Here is a 19,503-nt window from a genome sequence, read left to right as displayed (position 1 = left end):
ACGCCATGAGCAGCAGCACCGTCATCACCGACATCGCCACACTCGTCACCAACGACCCCTCCCTCGGCGACCACTCACCCCTCGGACTGATCCAGGACGCGGCCGTCGTCATCGAGGGCGACCGCGTCGTGTGGACCGGTGAGTCAAGCAAAGCACCCGCCACTGACAACCGGGTCGACGCCGGCGGACGGGCGGTGATCCCGGGCTTCGTCGACTCCCACTCGCACCTGGTCTTCGCCGGGGACCGGACGCAGGAGTTCAACGCCCGGATGTCCGGCCGCTCCTACACCGCGGGCGGCATCCGCACCACCGTCGCCGCCACCCGCGCCGCGAGCGACGCGGAACTGGAGGCCAACCTCACCCGCTACCTGGACGAGGCGCTGCGCCAGGGCACCACCACCTTCGAGACCAAGTCGGGTTACGGCCTGACGGTCGAGGACGAGTCCCGCGCCCTGCGCATCGCGTCCCGGCACACGGAGGAGGTCACCTACCTCGGCGCGCACATCGTCTCCCCGGACCACGCCGACGACCCGGCCGCCTATGTCGCCCTGGTCACCGGCGAGATGCTCGACGCCTGCGCGCCGTACGCCCGCTGGATCGACGTCTTCTGCGAGAAGGGTGCCTTCGACGGCGACCAGGCCCGCGCGATCCTCACCGCCGGCAAGGCGAGGGGCCTGCACCCGCGCGTCCACGCCAACCAGCTCTCCTACGGCCCCGGTGTGCAGCTCGCGGTCGAGCTGGACGCGGCCAGCGCCGACCACTGCACGCACCTCACCGACGCGGACGTGGACGCCCTCGCCCACAGCGCGACGGTCGCCACCCTGCTCCCCGGCGCCGAGTTCTCCACCCGCGCCGAGTGGCCCGACGCGCGAAGGCTCCTGGACGCCGGGGCCACCGTCGCCCTGTCCACCGACTGCAACCCGGGCTCGTCGTTCACCTCCTCCGTGCCGTTCTGCATCGCCCTGGCCGTGCGGGACATGGGGATGACCCCGGACGAGGCGGTGTGGTCGGCCACGGCCGGCGGGGCGGCCGCGCTGCGCCGCACCGACATCGGCCGGCTGAGCCCGGGCGCCCGCGCGGACCTCCTCCTGCTGGACGCGCCGAGCCATGTCCACCTGGCGTACCGGCCGGGCGTCCCCCTGGTGGCGGGGGTCTGGCGGCGCGGCGTCCGAGAGGTCTGAGCACCACCCCCACTCCATGCTGTCGCTCAGCTGTTCGGCCGTATGGCAGACTCCCCCCGATCATCGAAGATCGTCGAACGGACTGGTCAGGGGACCGGGCCGACAGGGAGGGGCGGCGGGATGGCCGGACTGGTCAGCAGACGTGGGTTGTTGGGGTCGGCGGCGCTCGTGGGCGCGGGCGCGCTGGCGGGTGTGGTGCAGAGCGCCGGCACGGCGGCGGCCGAGGCGCCGCTGGACACACCGTTCACGCCGGTCACCGTGCCGCATCTGGCGGAGGCCGAGCGGATGGTGCAGTACCAGCGCATGCTCGCCGCCGGTCACCTGCCCGTCGGCCTGGCCGGTCACTGGCCGCTGGACGGCAGCGGCGCCGACCGCTCGGGCGGCGCCCACCCGCTCACCCTCGGCACCGGCGCGTCCTGGACGACGCTGCGGGCCGGCGGCGAGCTGACGCTGGACGGGCAGACCGGGTACGCGGCCACCGCCTCCGTGCTGGACACCACCGCCCCGTTCACGGTCTCGGCGTGGGTGCGGCTCGCCGCCGACGCGAGCACGACCGCGATGCAGACGGCGGTCAGCCAGGACGGCACGACGGCCAGCCGCTTCCTGCTCCAGTACGACGACACCGTCGGCACCTGGGCGTTCAAGGTGCGCAGCGCCGACCAGAGCAGCAAGGTGTCCGCCGTGGACACCGCCCCGGCCCAGCGGGGCGTGTGGACGCATCTGACCGGCGTGTGGGACGGCACCCGCGTCCAGCTGTACGTCGGCGGCGAGCTGAAGGGCAGCGCCGACACGACCCTGTCCTGGGCGGCGACCTCGGGCCTCAACGTGGGCCGGGCGCGCTGGAACGGCGCGTACGTGAACTTCTTCCAGGGCGCGGTGGACGACGTCCGCGTCTACTCCCGGGCGCTGACCGCCCAGGAGATCGGCGTCGTCAGCGGGAAGACGGCCCGCGAGAACAACGTCTACCTGATCGGCTCGCCGTCCTCGGTGGTGTGGGGGACGCCCGACGACCTGACGAGCTGGATCAACCGGTCCCGCTGCTCGTCCTTCCTCACCCGGGTGCTCAAGCACACCTACGGCTGGGCGACGGACGACTACTTCTCGACGTACTTCCAGGACACCATCCCGGAGGCCGCCGACTACTGCAAGGCCTTCCTGAACGGCACGGCCGGCCCGCGTTTCCGCCGCATCCGCAAGGTCACCGACCTGCGCCCGGGCGACATCATCGCGATCGACTACAACGGCCAGGTCGAGGGCAACACCGGACACATCGTCATGGTCCGCGAGGTCAAGGGCACGTTCAGCGGCTCGGGCGTCTTCACCGGCGAGACGCAGTACGCCGTCGAGATCGTCGACTGCACCTCCGACCCGCACGGCGTGTACGGCTACCCCAACTACACGACCTACCCGGACACCCGCATGGTCAGCAACGTCGAGGGCGAGAGCCTGCAGGGCGCCGGCATCGGACACATGATGTTCTACGCCTCCGACTCCACCGGCGAGTTCTCCCGGTACCGGTGGAGCGTCAACACCAGCAAGACGACGGCGGAGAACCTGTCGGTCTCCTCCCGGCCGATCGCCGCGGCCCGCCTGGTCTGACGGGACCCGGGTACGGGCGGGGGCTCAGCGCGCTCCCGCCCGCCACCGCTGTACGGCGCCCCCGTAGGCGTCCGCCAGCCACACGCCGTTCCCCCGCCCGTACGCGGTGACCGCCGTCCACGGGGCGATGACGGGACGGATCACCCCGTCGCCGTCGATGTCGAACCGCAGGTTGTCGCCGTTGCGGCCGTCCAACGAGGAGCACGTCCAGATCCCGACGCCGCGGTCCACGTCGCCCCGGCTGTCCAGGCAGAACTCCGGGTCGGCGGACGACTGCAGGGCGCGTCGGCCGGCGTCGTAGCGCCAGCGCTGGGTGGGCGAGGACGTGCAGGGCGCGGTGACGACGTCCGTGCCCCTGTCGAACCAGCCGTCGCGGACGTCCAGGCACAGCCCGGTGGCCACGTTCACGACCTGCGCGGAGGTGCCGTCCGGCGGTGACGGCGTGGGGGAGGGCGACGGCGTCGGCCGGGGCTTCGGGGGTGGCGTGGGCGTCGGCGACGGCTTCCGGCGGGTCGGGGACGGCGACGGCGAGGGCGGCGCGGAGGACCGCGTCGGGGAGGGCGACGGCGTCGGCGACGGGCTCGGCACCGGCGCGCTCGGTGGCGCGCTGGGGCGCGCGCTCACCGTCGGCGCCAGCGTGTGCGACGCGCGTTGCGGCGCCTGCTGACTTGGCGTCAGCAGCAGGACGAGCAGCGGCGCGAGGGCCACTCCGAGCGCCGTGGAGGCGAGGGCGACGCGCCGGGAGGGCCGCCAGGGGTGCTCGGGCAGCCGGGGCCCGCGCGTCACCGGCTCCGGCTCCGGCTCGCGTACGTAGGCGGTGCCCGCCCAGCCGAGCAGCCCCTCGGCCAGTGCCGTGCGGGGCGTGTCGCGCAGGTCGCACAGCTCCTGGTGGGCGGCCGTGCAGTGGCCGCAGCGGGTCATGTGGGCGTGCAGGTCGGCGCTGTGCCGCGGGGCGTCCGGCCGTACCGACTCCTCGATGAGCCGGCGGAAGTCCGCGCAGTCCGGGTCGGGGGAGGCGGCGAGACGGTGCCGCAGACAGGCCTGGGCGAGGCTCTTCAGCGCCGCCGACCTGCCGTACGCCACGTCGGCCGGGGTCATGCCCAGCAGCAGCGCCGTGCGGTCCACGGGACGCTCCTCCACGGTGCCGTACCAGATCAGGCCCTGGGTCCGGCTCGTCAGGCCCTGGAACGCCGTCAGCATGGGCGAGGCGGGCACCTGGCCGGCCGTGCTCAGCACCAGCAGCAGGCCCGGGTCGAGCCCGCGGGACCGCTCGTCGCGCGCCCACTCGGCCGCCGTCTCCAGGACGGACCGCAACAGGTGGTGGCGCCAGGGCACCGGCGGGTCGATGCCGCGCGCCGCCTCCTTGGCCGCGCGGGTGAAGACCTCCGCCGTCAGCTGCCGTGCCGCGGAGTCGCTCGCGGCGCACAGCCGGGCGTAGCCGAGCACGCGCGCGTGGTGGCGCCGGCGCAGCTCGCGCAGGGCCGGGTAGGCGGTGGCGGTGCGGGCGCGCAGCAGCTCGGCGAGGCGGGCGTCGGAGACGTCCGCGTACGACGCGCCGTCGCCCTCGGGGGAGGCGCCTCGCGCATCCTCGGTTCCCTCGGCCCCTGCCATCCACGCCTCCACGTTCGCCCGCAACGACCCCGGCCGGTTGCCGACTTACCGGCGGGTTGGGGGGTGACCGTAGTGCATGCCGGCGGGATGAGGGGATCCCGCGAAAGACGTTTCCTGCGGTAACCTGCGCGCCGCCCGTGCCGGAGGCGCACAGCGCCGCGCCCGGCGCTCCGCCGACCTGCGGGTCGGACGCGGAACACCGGGCGTGGAAGACCGGGTGCGGGACAGGCGCGGAACGCCGGCGCTCACTCCTCGACGGTGAGCCCCTTGCGCAGCCGTACCAGGGTCCGGGAGAGCAGGCGCGAGACGTGCATCTGGGAGATGCCGAGTTCCTCGCCGATCTCCGACTGGGTCATGCCCGCGACGAACCTCAGCGAGAGGATCTTGCGGTCGCGGGGCGCGAGTTCGGCGATCAGCGGCTTCAACGACTCGACGTACTCGATGCCTTCGAGCCCGTGGTCCTCGTAGCCGATGCGGTCGCCGAGGGCGCCCTCGGAGTCGTCCTCCTCGGGCTGCGCGTCGAGCGAGGAGGCGGTGTAGGCGTTGGAGGCGGCCATGCCCTCGACGACCTCGTCGTTGCTGATGCCGAGGCGCTCGGCCAGCTCCGCCACGGTGGGCGCGCGGTCCAGCTTCTGGGCCAGCTCGTCGCCGGCCTTGGCCAGGTCCAGGCGCAGTTCCTGCAGGCGGCGCGGGACGCGCACGGACCAGGAGGTGTCGCGGAAGAAGCGCTTGATCTCGCCGATGATGGTCGGCATCGCGAACGTGGGGAACTCCACACCGCGGGACAGCTCGAACCGGTCGATCGCCTTGATCAGGCCGATGGTGCCGACCTGGATGATGTCCTCCATCGGCTCGCTGCGGGAGCGGAAGCGGGAGGCGGCGAACTTGACGAGCGCGAGGTTCAGTTCGACGAGGGTGTTGCGGACGTACGAGTACTCGTGCGTGCCTTCCTGGAGGGCTTCCAGCCGCTCGAAGAGGGTCTTGGAGAGGGCCCGCGCGTCCACGGCGCCGACTTCCTCGTAAGGGGGTATGTCCGGAAGTCCGAGTTCGGAAAGAATGTCGTCCGGAGGGGTTGTCGACGTCGTCGTCCGGGTATGCGAGGCGTCGAGCCGGGGTGACATGATGTCCTCCATCGTTCTCGGCATATGGCTGCCGAAGCCAGTACGTGCACTGCGGTGTGCGGCGCCTCCAAAGCCGGCCGTGTCGGGTACGTGTCTCTACTAGCCCTACCCGCTTTCCTGAGCCCACCGCAAGTGCGATTCGTTCGGAAATGTCCGTTTGCGGGTGGTTGTTCGGCTGTCGGAGCACGTACAGAAGGCGTAGTGTTCGAGGGCGTCATTCACAGGCACGACCTCGGGAGAGAGAGACGGCATGGACCGCGGGACGGTCGGCAGCGCCCAGTCGGGCCGGCTTCTGGTGGAGGTGCGGGAAGAGGGCTCCAGTGCCGTCGTGACCCCCGCGGGTGAGCTGGATCACCACACGGCCGAGCTGCTGCGCGAACCACTCGACGACTGCCTCGCCAAGGGCTTCAGCCGCCTGGTCGTGGACTGCGCCCGGCTGGACTTCTGCGACTCCACCGGCCTGAACGTGCTCCTCGGGGCCCGTCTGAAGGCGGAGGCCGCGGGCGGCGGGGTCCATCTGGCGGGCATGCAGCCCGTGGTCGCCCGGGTGTTCGAGATCACCGGTGCGGAGGCGGTCTTCACCGTCCACGACACCGTCGAGGCCGCCCTGGCCGCGCCCGAAGGGGCCGGTGGGACCCACGGGCCGCAAGAGGCGCAGGGGACGCAGGAGACCGCCGCCGAGGCCCCCGTGGGCCCCGGCACCGACGACGCCTCAGCGGCCGATGAGGACGACTGACGCTCCCCGCCCCCACGGTGTGCGCCGTGCCCCGCGACCGGGCGGCGCGCCCCGTGCGCCCCGCATGCCCCGCCCCGTCCCGCACGCCGCGGCGAACCAAGGGGTGTTCCCTCCGTCCCGTCGGGCAGGAGACATCCTGGACAGCCTTGGCCCCCGCCGCCGCGGCATCCCGACTTTTCCGTCCTGCACTGGTGAATCGGTGAGGTGAAGCGCTGATGAGCACCACCCGGCCCTACTCGCCGGGCTCTCCCGAGCCCAGCGGCGCTTCCGGCGCGTCGTCGGGCCGTCAGGTTCGCACGCTGAGCCTCGGCGGCCAGAGCGGTGTCGTACCGCTCGCCCGCGACTTCGCCCGGCAGGCGCTGTACGCGTGGGGCTGGCTGCCCGCGGCCACCGCCGACCAGCGGGCGGCCGCCGAGGACGTGCTGCTCGTCGTCTCCGAGCTGGTCACCAACGCCTGCCTGCACGCCGAGGGGCCGGAGACGATGGAGATCTCCTGCGACAACAAGGTGATCCGGGTCGAGGTCTCCGACCGCGGCACCGGCCAGCCGGCCCCCCGCACCCCGCACCGCGCGGGCCGTCCCGGCGGCCACGGCATGTTCATCGTGCAGCGGCTCTGCCTGGACTGGGGCGTCGTGCGCACCCCGGGCGTGGCCGGCAAGACGGTGTGGGCGGAGCTGGGGGCTCCGGCCTGAGACGAGGGGCCCGGGGCTCCCGCGCCGGGCAGAAACGCAATACGCAGACGCGCAGAGGCCGCCGTACCCACACGGGTACGGCGGCCTCTGTCGTGCGGCTCAGCCTCGGGTCACGTCAGCGGACGTTGCCCATCAGGGCGTTCACCTTCCGGCGGTACATCCACACCGCCGCACCGGCGACGACCGCGAGGACGGCCTCCAGGGCGACGAAGCCCATCCGGTCGAGGTTGACCCCGCCGACGGCCGGGTTCGACAGCAGCGCGGTGACCGAGTCGCCCGCGGTGACCGCGAGGAACCAGACGCCCATCATCTGCGAGGCGTACTTCTTCGGCGCCATCTTGGTGGTCACGGACAGACCCACCGGCGACAGCGTCAGCTCACCGACGGTCTGCACGAAGTAGATGCCGACCAGCCACATCGCCGCGGCCTTGTGACCGCCCTCGGCGATCGACAGCGGGGCGAGGAAGAGGAAGAAGGACGCGCCGACCAGCACCAGGCCGGAGGCGAACTTCACGATCGTGCTCGGCTCCTTGCCGCGGCGGTTCAGCCACAGCCACAGCCAGGCGAAGACCGGCGCCAGGGCCATGATCATGACCGGGTTGACCGACTGGTACCAGGAGACCGGGAACTCCCAGCCGAGGACCGAGTTCTCGGCGCTGCTGTCGGCGAACAGCGACAGCGTCGAACCGCCCTGGTCGTAGATCATCCAGAAGACGGCGGCGGCGACGAAGAACCAGATGTACGCCCGCACCTTGGACTTCTCGGTGGTGTCCAGGTCCTTGTCGCGCAGCATCCGGGCGATGACCAGGATCGGCACGATCAGGCCGACGAGGGTCAGCGGGATCAGCGCCCAGTTCAGGGTGAAGTGGCCGGTGAAGCCGACGACGCCGTAGAAGACCGCGGCGACGGCCAGCCAGAAGGCGCCCTTGCGCAGGCTGGCGGCCTTCTCCTGGGCCGACAGCGGCGTCGGGACCAGGCTGCTCTTCGCGCTCAGGTGGCGGCTGCCGAGCAGGAACTGGGCCAGGCCCAGCGCCATGCCGAGCGCGGCCAGCGCGAAGCCGAAGTGCCAGTTGACCTTCTCACCGACCGTGCCGATGGCCAGCGGGGCGACGAAGGCGCCCAGGTTGATGCCGATGTAGAAGATCGTGAAGCCGCCGTCGCGGCGCGGGTCCTCGGGGCCGTCGTACAGATGGCCGACCATCGTGGAGATGTTGGCCTTCAGCAGACCGGAGCCGATGGCGACCAGGCCCAGGCCGACGAAGAAGCTCGCGGCGGCCGGCAGGGCCAGGCACAGGTGGCCGAGCATGATGATCAGGCCCGCGGCCGCGACCGTCTTGCGGGGGCCGAGGAAGCGGTCCGCGACCCAGCCGCCGGGGAGGGCGAGCAGGTACACGAGCGACAGGTAGACCGCGTAGATCGCGGACGCCGTGCCGGCGTTCATGTGCAGGCCGCTCGGGGCGACCAGGTACAGCGGGAGCAGAGCCCTCATGCCGTAGTAGGAGAACCGCTCCCACATCTCGGTCATGAAGAGGGTGGCCAGTCCGCGGGGGTGGCCGAAGAAGGTCTTCTCGGAACCGGGGGTGCCCGGGGTGACCGAGGCCTTCGTCAGGCTGGACGCCATGGTCGTTCCTTGCTGGTCGGGACGCGCGATGGAGCGTTGCGCGCCCGGTGGGGGGCGGCCGGCACCGGCACGGCCGGCACGTCCACCCCCACGCCCGAGGGGAGTCCGCTCCGGGTCGCGGAGCGGGGGACGGCGACCACCGGGATCCACGCCACCGGTCGCGTTCTCGCGCCGGGGCCCGGCCACAGGTCATTCCTTTCGAGGCCGGCCTGGGCCGGCCCGCACACAAAGAAGACCTTCAGCGTCAAGTCGTCGCCAAAGGTCCCCGCGGTGCTACAGGCGTTGATTCACCATACGGCAGGACAGTGCCGGATATGGAAGGACTTGAGACATGGATCACAGGCGATCAAGGAACCGTACGCCTGATTTCTAAGGTCATCACCAGGATGACATCACACGACTACAGGTCCGTACCAAACCAGGGGTGCTTTCACTGTCCGGAATGACCCGGTTCTCCGTAGGTAAGAATCACCCGTTCCGATCACACCTCTGCGCCATTGCGGGGCGGACTACCATCACCTCATGACCCGTGTACTGCTCGCCGAGGACGACGCGTCCATCTCGGAGCCGCTGGCCCGCGCACTGCGCCGGGAAGGGTACGAGGTCGAGGTGCGCGAGGACGGCCCCACCGCGCTCGACGCCGGAATGCAGGGCGGCGTCGACCTGGTCGTGCTGGACCTCGGGCTGCCCGGCATGGACGGTCTGGAGGTCGCGCGCCGGCTGCGGGCCGACGGCCACACCGTCCCCATCCTCATCCTGACCGCGCGCGCCGACGAGGTGGACACCGTCGTCGGGCTGGACGCGGGCGCCGACGACTACGTCACCAAGCCGTTCCGCCTCGCCGAGCTGCTCGCCCGGGTCCGGGCCCTGCTGCGCCGCGGCGCCGCCGAGCCGCAGCAGCCGCCCGCCACCCACGGCGTGCGCATCGACGTCGAGTCGCACCGCGCCTGGATGGGCGACGAGGAGCTGCAGCTCACCGCGAAGGAGTTCGACCTGCTGCGGGTGCTGGTGCGCGACGCCGGCCGGGTCGTCACCCGCGACCAGCTGATGCGCGAGGTCTGGGACACCACCTGGTGGTCCTCCACCAAGACCCTCGACATGCACATCTCCTGGCTGCGCAAGAAGCTGGGCGACGACGCCGCGAACCCCCGCTACATCGCCACCGTCCGCGGCGTGGGCTTCCGCTTCGAGAAGAGCTGACCGAGCAGAGCTGAGCCCCGCGCGGGCCCAGCGGGGAACAGGACATGCGCCGCCGTCTCATCCAGTCCACCCTCGCCGTCGTCCTGGTCGTGATCGCCGTCTTCGGGATCTCGCTGGTGGTCGTCGAGACCCGCACGATCAGCAGCAGCGCCCAGGAACGGGTGGACCTGGAGGCCCTGCGGCTGGCCAGCATCGTCGACAGCCGGCTGCTGAGCAGCGAGGAGGTCACCGAGGACATCCTGCGCGGGCAGGTCACCCAGGACCGGTACGCGGTCGTGCGGATGCCCGGGCAGCGGCCCATCGAGGTCGGCGACCGCCCCACCGGCGAGGTCATCCGCTCCAAGGCGGCCCGGGGCGACCAGGGCGAGACGGTCGTCGTGGAGGAGCCGCGCTCCACGGTCACCGAGGAGGTCGGCCGGACCCTGCTGATCATCGCGCTGGTGGCGCTGCTCGCCGTGATCGCCGCCGTGCTGCTCGCCATCCGGCAGGCCAACCGGCTCGCCTCCCCGCTGACCGACCTCGCCGAGACCGCCGAACGCCTCGGCTCCGGCGACCCGCGCCCCCGCCACAAGCGCTACGGCGTCCCCGAGCTGGACCGGGTCGCCGATGTGCTGGACGCCTCCGCCGAGCGCATCGGCCGGATGCTCACCGCCGAGCGGCGGCTCGCCGCCGACGCCTCCCACCAGCTGCGCACCCCGCTGACCGCGCTGTCGATGCGGCTGGAGGAGATCACCCTCACCGACGACCTGGACACGGTGAAGGAGGAGGCGAACGTCGCGCTGACGCAGGTGGAGCGGCTCACGGACGTCGTCGAGCGGCTGCTGACCAACTCCCGCGACCCGCGCAACGGCTCCGCGGTCACCTTCGACCTCGACGAGGTCATCCAGCAGCAGATCGCCGAGTGGCGCCCCGCCTACCGCAGCGCGGGCCGCGCCATCGTCAGCTCCGGCAAGCGGCATCTGCACGCCGTGGGCACCCCGGGCGCGGTCGCGCAGGTGCTGGCGGCGCTGATCGAGAACTCCCTCATGCACGGCGGCGGCACGGTCGCGCTGCGCACCCGCGTCACCGGCAACCAGGCCGTCGTCGAGGTCACCGACGAGGGCCCCGGCGTCCCCGCCGACCTCGGGGCGCGGATCTTCGAGCGGACCATCAGCGGCCGCAACTCCACGGGCATCGGCCTGGCCGTCGCCCGGGACCTCGCGGAGGCGGACGGCGGCCGGCTGGAGCTGCTGCAGACCAGCCCGGCGGTCTTCGGGCTGTTCCTCTCGCGCACGCCGCCCGCCAAGAAGCAGCCGGAGGACGAGCCCACCGTCCGGTGAGAGGCCTCGGAAGCCTCGGAGGCTCAGAAGCCTCAGACCCGCTGGCGGGGGCGCGCCGGCGGGGCGGGCGCGGGGACCGGCTCGTCGGCGGCCACCGGCTCCTGCCCGGCCCGGGTCTCGGCCTTGGGTTCGGCCACCGGAAGCGCCCGGAACACCCAGGTGCGGTAGGACCAGAACCGGAACAGCGTCGCGATGCCGATGCCGAGGAACTTGAAGACGTTGCGCTCGATCGCGCTGTCCCAGCCGAAGCCGTAGATCGCGGCGAACAGGATGCCGTTCTCGATCACCAGGCCGATCGCGCTGAAGGCGAGGAAGAGGATCATCTCGCGGGTGCGGTCGGTCTTGTCGCGGTCACGGTAGGTGAAGTAGCGGAAGCCGATGTAGTTGCAGGCGATGGCCACGACGGTGGCGATCACGTTGGCGCGGACGGCCTGCAGGCTGGTCAGATGCCACAGCGCGTTGGAGACGGCGAAGTTCACCACCATGCCGAAGGCACCCACGGCGCCGAACTTGGCGATCTCGTGTGTGAGTCTGTGCAGCCCGGAGGACCCTTGTCCCATGGTCGAGCAGGCCCCCGTCCGTAGCGGATGTGTCAACCCAGCCATGCTAACCACCCCGCTCCGCGACGGCGGGGGCAAGCGCTCACACAAGCCCCTGAACGGCCGGAAAACGGTGGCCGCCGCGCGGCCGATACCCTAGGGGCGTGACGTTCCCGGTAGTCGGCATGGTCGGCGGTGGCCAGCTCGCTCGTATGACACACGAGGCGGGCATCCCGCTGGGCATCAGGTTCAAGCTCCTCAGTGACACTCCTCAGGATTCCGCGGCGCAGGTCGTGAACGATGTCGTCGTAGGCGACTATCGCGATCTGGACACGCTGCGCGAGTTCGCGCGCGGCTGCGACGTGATCACCTTCGATCACGAGCATGTCCCGACCGAGCACCTACGGGCCCTGGAGGCGGACGGCATCCCCGTGCGCCCGGGCCCCGACGCGCTCGTGCACGCCCAGGACAAGGGCGTGATGCGCGCGAAGCTCAGCTCGATCGGTGTGCCGTGCCCACGGCACAGGATCGTCTCGGACCCGGCGGACGTGGCCGCGTTCGCCGCCGAGGGCGACGGCTTCCCCGTCGTCCTCAAGACGGTCCGCGGCGGCTACGACGGCAAGGGCGTATGGGTCGTCGACTCGGCCGAGGAGGCGGAGGAGCCCTTCAAGGCGGGCGTCCCCGTCCTCGCCGAGGAGAAGGTCGACTACGTCCGCGAACTCGCCGCCAACGTGGTCCGCTCCCCGCACGGCCAGGCCGTGGCCTACCCGGTCGTGGAGTCGCAGCAGGTCAACGGCGTCTGCGACACCGTGATCGCCCCGGCGCCCGGCCTGGACGGGGCCCTCGCCCTGAAGGCCGAGCAGATGGCGCTGACCATCGCCAAGGAACTGGACGTCGTCGGCCACCTCGCCGTCGAGCTGTTCCAGACCCGCGACGGCCGCATCCTCGTCAACGAGCTGGCGATGCGCCCGCACAACTCCGGCCACTGGACCATGGACGGCGCGATCACCAGCCAGTTCGCCAACCATGTCCGCGCCGTCCTCGACCTGCCGCTCGGCGACCCCCGCCCGCGCGCCACGTGGACGGTCATGGTCAACGTCCTCGGCGGCGACTTCCCGGACATGTACTCCGCGTACCTGCACTGCATGGCCCGTGACCCGCAGCTGAAGATCCACATGTACGGCAAGGACGTGAAGCCCGGCCGCAAGGTGGGCCACGTCAACACCTACGGCGACGACCTGGACGACGTCCTCGAGCGCGCACGTCACGCTGCCGGTTACCTGAGAGGCACGATCACCGAATGAGCCCCGTTGTTGGCATCGTCATGGGGTCGGACTCCGACTGGCCCGTCATGGAGGCCGCCGCCAAGGCCCTCGACGAGTTCGAGATCGACTACGAGGTCGACGTCGTCTCCGCGCACCGCATGCCGCGCGAGATGATCGCGTACGGCGAGCGGGCCGCCGAGCGCGGCCTGAAGGTGATCATCGCCGGGGCGGGCGGCGCCGCCCACCTGCCCGGCATGCTCGCCTCCGTCACCCCGCTGCCGGTCATCGGCGTGCCGGTGCCGCTGAAGTACCTCGACGGCATGGACAGCCTGCTGTCCATCGTGCAGATGCCGGCCGGTGTCCCGGTCGCCACGGTGTCGGTCGCCGGCGCGCGCAACGCGGGCCTGCTGGCCGCCCGGATCCTCGCCGCCCACGACGAGGAGCTGCTGGGCCGCATGAAGGAGTTCCAGCAGGACCTCAACGACCAGGCCACCGAGAAGGGCAAGCGGCTGCGGGCCAAGGTCGAGGGGTCGGGCGGCTTCGGATTCGGGAAGTGAGCCGATGACCTCGACGGAGGCAGCCCGGGAACTCCTCGCCGAGTTCCCGGTCGTCGACGGGCACAACGACCTGCCCTGGGCGCTGCGCGAACAGGTGAGCTACGACCTGGCCGCCCGGGACATCGCCCTCGACCAGAGCGCCCACCTGCACACCGACCTGCGCCGGCTGCGGACGGGCGGGGTCGGCGCGCAGTACTGGTCGGTGTACGTCCGCTCGGATCTGCCCGACGCGGTGCCGGCGACGCTGGAGCAGATCGACTGCGTCCGGCGGCTCGTCGACCGGCACCCGGCCGACCTGCGCCTCGCGGTGACGGCGGCCGACATGGAGGCGGCGCGCCGGGAGGGCCGTATCGCCTCGCTCATGGGCGCGGAGGGCGGGCACTCCATCGCCAACTCGCTGGGCACGCTGCGCGGCCTGTACGCGCTCGGCGTGCGCTATATGACGCTCACCCACAACGACAACGTGGACTGGGCGGACTCGGCGACCGACGAGCCGAACGTGGGCGGCCTGTCCGCCTTCGGCCGTGAGGTCGTCCGCGAGATGAACCGGCTCGGCATGCTGGTGGACCTCTCGCACGTGGCCGCGACGACGATGCGGGACGCGCTCGACACGTCCACCGCGCCGGTGATCTTCTCCCACTCCTCGTCCCGCGCGGTGTGCGACCACCCGCGCAACATCCCCGACGACGTACTGGAGCGCCTCCCCGCCAACGGCGGCATGGCGATGGTCACCTTCGTGCCGAAGTTCGTCCTCCAGGCCGCCGTCGAGTGGACGGCCGCCGCGGACGAGAACATGCGCGCGCACGGCTTCCACCACCTCGACACCACCCCCGAGGCGATGAAGGTCCACCGGGCCTTCGAGGAGCGCCACCCGCGCCCGGTCGCCACCGTCGCCACGGTCGCGGACCACCTCGACCACATGCGCGAGGTCGCCGGCATCGACCACCTCGGCATCGGCGGCGACTACGACGGCACGGCCTTCACCCCCGCGGGCCTGGACGACGTCTCCGGCTACCCGAACCTGATCGCGGAACTGCTCGACCGCGGCTGGTCCAAGGCCGACCTCGCCAAGCTGACCTGGCAGAACGCGGTCCGTGTGCTGGGCGCGGCCGAGGACGTGGCCCGCCACCTCCAGGCGACCCGCGCCCCGTCCCACGCCACGATCGAGTCGCTGGACGGCTGAACGCCGCACGGGGCACACCGGGGCCGCGTACGCTGGAAACTGACACGGATGTCAGATTCAAGCCCGACGGCCCCGGGGGTGGACGATGCGGATCGGTGAACTGGCACGGCGCACCGGCGTCAGCGAGCGCTCGCTGCGCTACTACGAGAAGCAGGGCCTGCTGCGCGCCGAGCGCACGCCCGGGGGGCACCGGGAGTACCCGGAGGGCGCCGTCGACCGGGTGATCCGCATCCAGGAGCTGTTCGCCGCCGGGCTGCACAGCAGCCGTATCGCCCAGCTGCTGCCGTGCATGCGCGACTCCGACGGCGGCCCCTCGGCCATCGCCACCCCGCGGCTGGTGGAGGAGCTGGCCGCCGAGCGCGAGCGCATCGACCGTACGATCCGGGACCTGCAGCGCTCCCGCGAGACCCTCGACGAGGTCATCGCCACCGCCGCCGGCGGCTGACCGCCGTACCCCCGAACGCCGCGTTCACCAGGAAGCGCCCCCGGCTCCGTGCGACGGTGACGGTACTGCCGATCCGCCGCCGATCACGACGTACGGAGACCGCCATGGCCGACCTCCAGGACGACCTGCACACCACGCCCGAGATCGGCGCCCTGCCCGTCGAGCGCCCCACGGGCGCGACCGTCGCCGACGCGTTCCCCGCGGAGGCCTACGCCGCCGCCCTGGAGGCCGTCGACCGGGTCCGCGCCCTGCTCGCCGAGCACCCGGTCGCCGACGGCTACAGCGGACTGCCGCGGGCGCTGCGCCGGCTGCCCTGGTACGACCTGGAGCTGGGCGAGACCGATGTCGCAACGGACGTGCCCCGGCTGCGCGAGGGCCACGTCGGCGCCCTGTTCTGGTCGCTGCACCTGCCCGACGACGCGCGCCCCGACCCCGCCCTGAGCGCCACCCTGGACCAGCTCGACCTGGCCCGCACCGTCATCCGCGACCACCCCGAGGGCCTGCGCCTGGCCCGCACCGCCGGGCAGGTCATCGACGCCCGCAACTGCGGCCGCGTCGCCGTCGTCCTCGGTCCCGCCACCGCCGCCGCCCTCGACGACTCCCTCGGCATCCTGCGCGTGCTGCGCACCCTCGGCGTACGGGTGCTCACCCTCGCCGGGACCAGCTGGGCCAGCGAGGCCGGGCTGACCCGGTTCGGCGAGGAGGTCGTCCGCGAGATGAACCGGCTCGGCGTGCTCGCCGACCTCTCCGGCGCCTCCGACGCCACCATCGCCCGCACCCTCACACTGTCCCGCACGCCGGTCCTGTGCAGCCGCTCCGCCGCTCGCGCGCTGCGCCCGCACCCCGACAACCTGCCCGACGACCTGCTCGCCGCGCTGGGCGCCGCGGGCGGGGTGTGCATGGTGCCGCTGGCCGCCGAGCAGACCGGGCCGACCCTGCGGGACGTCGCCGAGCACCTCGACCACATCCGCGCCGTCGCCGGACCGGAGAGCGTCGGCCTGTCCGGCACCTTCGACTCCGGCGCCGCCCATCCCCAGGACCTCACCGACACCGCCTGCTACCCCCGGCTGATCGCCGAGCTGCTGCGCCGCGGCTGGCCGGAGACCGACCTGGCGCTGCTCACCTGGGGCAATGTGCAGCGCGTCCTGCGCAGCGCGGACTTCGCGGCGCGCGCGGCGCAGGAGCGGCGGGAGCCGTCGGCGGCGCGGACGGTGGAGCTGGACGACTGAGACGAGGGGAGCGGCACGCGGAGCCGGACGGCTGACGCGAGGCGAGCGGCGCGCCCCTCGGACCCCAGGCGAGGCAAGCGGCGCCCCTCAGACCCGCTCCGCCACATCGATCCGGCACAGGCAGAACGGATGCCCCGCCGGGTCGGCGTACACCCGGAAGTCCTCCTCGTCCACCCGCTGCAGCGGCCGGGCACCGAGTGCCAGCACCCGCTTCTCCGCCGCGTCCACCTCCTCCCAGGTGGCGCCCGCGTCCAGGTCCAGGTGGAACTGCTGGGCGTTGCGGTCGGCCCGCGGCCACTCCGGCGGCGTGTGGTCGGGCGAGAGCTGGAAGGTCAGCCGCGGACCCCCGGGCACCCGCAGCACGACCCAGGACGGGTCCTCCGCCACGGGCTCACCGCCGACGATCTCCGCGTAGAACCGGGCCAGCGCCCGGGGGTCGGGGCAGTCGACGACGACGTTGCGCAGACGGGCGAACGGGGCCATGGGGTCCTCCTCGGTCAGCAGGCACAGAGACAGAACGGGTGCCCCGCCGGGTCGGCGTAGACACGGAAGGTGCGCGAGCGGTCGTCGGCGTCCAGCGGCTTCGCGCCCAGCGCCAGCACCTTCTCCTCGGCGGCGTCCAGGTCCTCGGCGGTCAGGTCCAGGTGGAACTGCTGCGAATGCTCGGCCGACGGCCACCGCGGCGGTACGAACCCCTCGGCCGCCTGGAAGGCCAGCGCCTGCCCGCCCGGCACCTTCAGGTCCACCCAGTCGCCCTCGCCCTCCACGGTCCCGCCGAGCACCTCGGCGTAGAACGCGGCGAGCGCGCCCGGGTCGGGGCAGTCCAGGACGACGGCACCCAGCTTGGCGACAGACATGAAGATCCTCCTCGATCGGTTGGTTACCCATAGAGCCGGGTAACCAGTAACGGTTACCGCATGCTCCACCAATGCCGGTAACGTCGCAAGGGGAATCGCGGAAGACGCGGGAGGTAGCGTGCAGGCATGACGGAGAGATCACCCGCGCCGGGCGGGCTGGCTCTGGTCGAGTCCCTGGTCAACACCCTCGACATCGAGTCGGGCGGCGACGCGCTGGACACGGCCGAGGGCCGGGCGCGCTTCGGGCTCGCCGAGCCGGACGTGGCGGCGGCGCGCGAGCTGCGCGAGTCGCTGCGCGTCGCCCTGCTCGCCCACGCCGGGCATCCCCCGCACCGCGCGGTCACCCCGCTCGGCGAGCTGCTCGCGGCGGCCCCGCTGGTCGTCACCGTGGACGAACGGGACGGCTCGGCGTCCCTCGCCGCCGCCGACGAGGGACCGCTGCTCTCCCGGGTCGCCGCCGCCGTCGCCGAGGCGGTGGTGGCCGGCACCTGGACCCGCCTCAAGGCGTGCGAGGCGGTCACCTGCCACTGGGCCTACTACGACCGCAGCCCGGCCGGCCGGGGCCGCTGGTGCTCGATGCAGGTCTGCGGTGCCCGCGCGAAGATGCGGCGCTACCGGTCGAAGGACGCGTGAGCCCGCGGACGGCGTCGCGCGGCGGACGGGGACCGTGCCGCGCGAGGCCGTCCGGACCTGCCGGGCGACGCCGAACGGACCGTCCCGCGCAGCACCGGGCAGACCGGGCTCGCGACGCCGAACGGACCGTGCCGGGCGATGCCGTACCGACGGGCCGCGCCGCGGCGAAGGCCGCGTGGCGCGGCGCGGCTTGGTGCAGAATGCGACACAGGACGCCGGTTCGGCCGACTGAGCCTCGGCCGAACCGGCGTCCGCCTTCGGATCCGCCGGCCCGGCGCCGCCGGGACTCCGCCCCGCCTACGCCGTGGGCCGTCCCATCGCCCGGTACGTCCACCCCGCCCGGCGCCACAGCTCCGGGTCCAGGGCGTTGCGGCCGTCCAGGATGACGCGGGCCGCGGCCACCTCGCCCAGCTCGGCCGGGTCCAGCTCACGGAACTCGCGCCACTCGGTCAGGTGCAGCACGACGTCGGCGCCGCGGACCGCGTCCAGCGCGGTGTCGGCGTACCCGAGCGTCGGGAAGATGCGGCGGGCGTTGACCATGCCCTTGGGGTCGTAGACGGTCACCTGGCCGCCCTGGAGGTGGATCTGCCCGGCCACGTTCAGCGCGGGCGAGTCCCGCACGTCGTCCGAGTCGGGCTTGAAGCTCGCGCCGAGCACCGCGACCCGCTTGCCGAGGAACGGCCCGCCGCCGAGGGCCTGCCGGGCCAGCTCCACCATCTGCCCGCGCTGGCGCATGTTGATCGAGTCGATCTCGCGCAGGAAGGTCAGCGCCTGGTCGGCGCCCAGCTCACCGGCGCGCGCCATGAACGCCCGGATGTCCTTCGGCAGACAGCCGCCGCCGAAGCCGATCCCGGCCCGCAGGAACTTCTTGCCGATCCGGTCGTCGTACCCGATCGCCTCCGCCAGCTTGGCCACGTCACCGCCGGCCGCCTCGCACACCTCGGCCATCGCGTTGATGAAGGAGATCTTGGTGGCGAGGAAGGAGTTCGCGGACGTCTTCACCAGCTCGGCGGTCGGGAAGTCCGTCACCACGAACGGCGTGCCCTCGGAGACCGGCGTCGCGTACACCTCGCGCAGCAGCTTCTCCGCCCGGTCGCTGCGCACGCCGACCACGATCCGGTCCGGGCGCAGCGTGTCCTGCACGGCGAAGCCCTCCCGCAGGAACTCCGGGTTCCACGCCAGCTCGGCGTCGGCCCCGGCCGGCGCGTGCGCCGCGAGATAGGCGGCCAGCCGCTCCGCCGAGCCGACCGGCACGGTCGACTTGCCGACGACGAGGGCCGGGCCGGTCAGATGCGGGGCGAGGGAGGCGATCGCGGCGTCGACGTACGACATGTCCGCGGCGTACTCGCCGTGCCGCTGCGGGGTGTTCACGCAGACGAAGTGCACGTCGCCGAAGGCGGCGACCTCGGCGTAGTCGGTGGTGAAGCGCAGCCGCCCGGTCGACCCCTCGATGCCGTCGACGTGCTTGCGCAGCAGCTCCTCCAGGCCCGGCTCGTACATCGGGACCTCGCCCCGCCGGAGCATGTCGATCTTCTCCTGCACGACGTCGAGGCCGAGCACCTCGAAGCCCAGTTCCGCCATGGCCGCGGCGTGGGTGGCGCCGAGATAACCGGTGCCGATCACGGTGATCTTGAGGGCCATGAGTGCTCCAGGGGTCTACGGCATGTCGTGCGCGCCCGAGCATATCGGGGGCGCCGCCGCCCCCCGGCCGGGGC

The 19,503-nt window shown here is 72.5% G+C and carries 18 protein-coding genes and 1 pseudogene; 12 read left to right on the top strand and 7 right to left on the bottom strand.

Going from position 1 to position 19,503, the window contains the following annotated elements; translation table 11 throughout:
• Positions 1 to 5 precede the first annotated feature (5 nt).
• Both hutI and IE308_RS26850 read left to right on the top strand, forming a co-directional pair.
• A complete protein-coding gene (gene hutI / locus IE308_RS26855) occupies positions 6 to 1,181 on the top strand; it encodes an imidazolonepropionase (protein ID WP_190219900.1) in 1,176 nt (391 codons plus the stop codon).
• 120 nt (positions 1,182 to 1,301) lie between these two features.
• Positions 1,302 to 2,780 (top strand): LamG domain-containing protein, encoded by a 1,479-nt coding sequence (locus IE308_RS26850; RefSeq protein ID WP_229909152.1) that lies wholly within the window; start codon positions 1,302 to 1,304, stop codon positions 2,778 to 2,780.
• Between the two features lie 24 nt (positions 2,781 to 2,804).
• On the opposite strand, the gene IE308_RS26845 is transcribed toward IE308_RS26850, so the two are convergent.
• Complete coding sequence (locus IE308_RS26845) at positions 2,805 to 4,391, bottom strand: ricin-type beta-trefoil lectin domain protein (RefSeq protein WP_190219899.1); 1,587 nt, start codon at positions 4,389 to 4,391, stop codon at positions 2,805 to 2,807.
• Between the two features lie 245 nt (positions 4,392 to 4,636).
• A complete protein-coding gene (locus tag IE308_RS26840; protein WP_110628595.1) occupies positions 4,637 to 5,524 on the bottom strand; it encodes an RNA polymerase sigma factor SigF in 888 nt (295 codons plus the stop codon).
• A 238-nt stretch (positions 5,525 to 5,762) separates the two neighbouring features.
• On the opposite strand from IE308_RS26840, the pseudogene IE308_RS26835 reads away from it, so the two are divergent.
• A pseudogene (locus tag IE308_RS26835) lies at positions 5,763 to 6,125 on the top strand (STAS domain-containing protein); the annotation flags it as partial.
• A gap of 338 nt (positions 6,126 to 6,463) precedes the next feature.
• A complete protein-coding gene (locus IE308_RS26830) occupies positions 6,464 to 6,940 on the top strand; it encodes an ATP-binding protein (RefSeq protein ID WP_110628594.1) in 477 nt (158 codons plus the stop codon).
• Between the two features lie 115 nt (positions 6,941 to 7,055).
• Here IE308_RS26830 and IE308_RS26825 read toward each other — a convergent pair whose 3' ends face one another.
• The gene (locus IE308_RS26825) at positions 7,056 to 8,561 is read right to left on the bottom strand and encodes a peptide MFS transporter (RefSeq protein ID WP_110628593.1); all 1,506 of its coding nucleotides are present in this window, start codon (positions 8,559 to 8,561) and stop codon (positions 7,056 to 7,058) included.
• A gap of 522 nt (positions 8,562 to 9,083) precedes the next feature.
• On the opposite strand from IE308_RS26825, the gene IE308_RS26820 reads away from it, so the two are divergent.
• Together IE308_RS26820 and IE308_RS26815 are read left to right on the top strand one after the other, a co-directional pair.
• Positions 9,084 to 9,761, top strand: a complete 678-nt coding sequence (locus tag IE308_RS26820) for a response regulator transcription factor (protein ID WP_020940464.1) — start codon at positions 9,084 to 9,086, stop codon at positions 9,759 to 9,761.
• Positions 9,762 to 9,805: 44 nt separating this feature from the next.
• Positions 9,806 to 11,080, top strand: coding sequence for a sensor histidine kinase (locus tag IE308_RS26815; protein ID WP_190219898.1), 1,275 nt, complete (start codon positions 9,806 to 9,808; stop codon positions 11,078 to 11,080).
• Between the two features lie 32 nt (positions 11,081 to 11,112).
• Here IE308_RS26815 and IE308_RS26810 read toward each other — a convergent pair whose 3' ends face one another.
• Positions 11,113 to 11,640 carry a GtrA family protein gene (locus tag IE308_RS26810; RefSeq protein WP_190219897.1) on the bottom strand — a complete coding sequence of 176 codons (528 nt, stop codon included), beginning with the start codon at positions 11,638 to 11,640 and terminating at the stop codon, positions 11,113 to 11,115.
• 143 nt (positions 11,641 to 11,783) lie between these two features.
• Here IE308_RS26810 and IE308_RS26805 point away from each other — a divergent pair, with 143 nt between their 5' ends.
• From IE308_RS26805 to IE308_RS26785, 5 genes are all read left to right on the top strand, one after another.
• Positions 11,784 to 12,923 carry a 5-(carboxyamino)imidazole ribonucleotide synthase gene (locus tag IE308_RS26805; protein ID WP_110628590.1) on the top strand — a complete coding sequence of 380 codons (1,140 nt, stop codon included), beginning with the start codon at positions 11,784 to 11,786 and terminating at the stop codon, positions 12,921 to 12,923.
• Positions 12,920 to 13,441, top strand: a complete 522-nt coding sequence (gene purE / locus IE308_RS26800) for a 5-(carboxyamino)imidazole ribonucleotide mutase (protein WP_110628589.1) — start codon at positions 12,920 to 12,922, stop codon at positions 13,439 to 13,441. Before IE308_RS26805 ends, purE begins: the two co-directional genes overlap by 4 nt.
• A 4-nt stretch (positions 13,442 to 13,445) precedes the next feature.
• Positions 13,446 to 14,624 (top strand): dipeptidase, encoded by a 1,179-nt coding sequence (locus IE308_RS26795; protein ID WP_190219896.1) that lies wholly within the window; start codon positions 13,446 to 13,448, stop codon positions 14,622 to 14,624.
• Between the two features lie 85 nt (positions 14,625 to 14,709).
• Positions 14,710 to 15,069: a MerR family transcriptional regulator gene (locus IE308_RS26790; protein ID WP_110628587.1), complete on the top strand. Its 360-nt coding sequence runs from the start codon at positions 14,710 to 14,712 to the stop codon at positions 15,067 to 15,069.
• A 104-nt stretch (positions 15,070 to 15,173) separates the two neighbouring features.
• Complete coding sequence (locus IE308_RS26785) at positions 15,174 to 16,298, top strand: dipeptidase (protein WP_190219895.1); 1,125 nt, start codon at positions 15,174 to 15,176, stop codon at positions 16,296 to 16,298.
• 87 nt (positions 16,299 to 16,385) lie between these two features.
• Here IE308_RS26785 and IE308_RS26780 read toward each other — a convergent pair whose 3' ends face one another.
• Both IE308_RS26780 and IE308_RS26775 read right to left on the bottom strand, forming a co-directional pair.
• A complete protein-coding gene (locus tag IE308_RS26780; protein ID WP_190219894.1) occupies positions 16,386 to 16,781 on the bottom strand; it encodes a VOC family protein in 396 nt (131 codons plus the stop codon).
• Positions 16,782 to 16,795: 14 nt separating this feature from the next.
• Positions 16,796 to 17,155: a VOC family protein gene (locus IE308_RS26775; protein WP_110628584.1), complete on the bottom strand. Its 360-nt coding sequence runs from the start codon at positions 17,153 to 17,155 to the stop codon at positions 16,796 to 16,798.
• Between the two features lie 126 nt (positions 17,156 to 17,281).
• On the opposite strand from IE308_RS26775, the gene IE308_RS26770 reads away from it, so the two are divergent.
• Positions 17,282 to 17,788, top strand: coding sequence for a CGNR zinc finger domain-containing protein (locus IE308_RS26770; RefSeq protein WP_110628583.1), 507 nt, complete (start codon positions 17,282 to 17,284; stop codon positions 17,786 to 17,788).
• A gap of 297 nt (positions 17,789 to 18,085) precedes the next feature.
• Here IE308_RS26770 and IE308_RS26765 read toward each other — a convergent pair whose 3' ends face one another.
• Positions 18,086 to 19,429, bottom strand: coding sequence for a UDP-glucose dehydrogenase family protein (locus tag IE308_RS26765; RefSeq protein WP_190219893.1), 1,344 nt, complete (start codon positions 19,427 to 19,429; stop codon positions 18,086 to 18,088).
• Positions 19,430 to 19,503 lie beyond the last annotated feature (74 nt).

This window comes from Streptomyces griseosporeus (genome assembly GCF_014656055.1).
Classification (GTDB): domain Bacteria; phylum Actinomycetota; class Actinomycetes; order Streptomycetales; family Streptomycetaceae; genus Streptomyces; species Streptomyces griseosporeus.
Note: the sequence above shows the minus strand (reverse complement) of the source record. Positions and strands in the feature narration are given on the sequence as shown.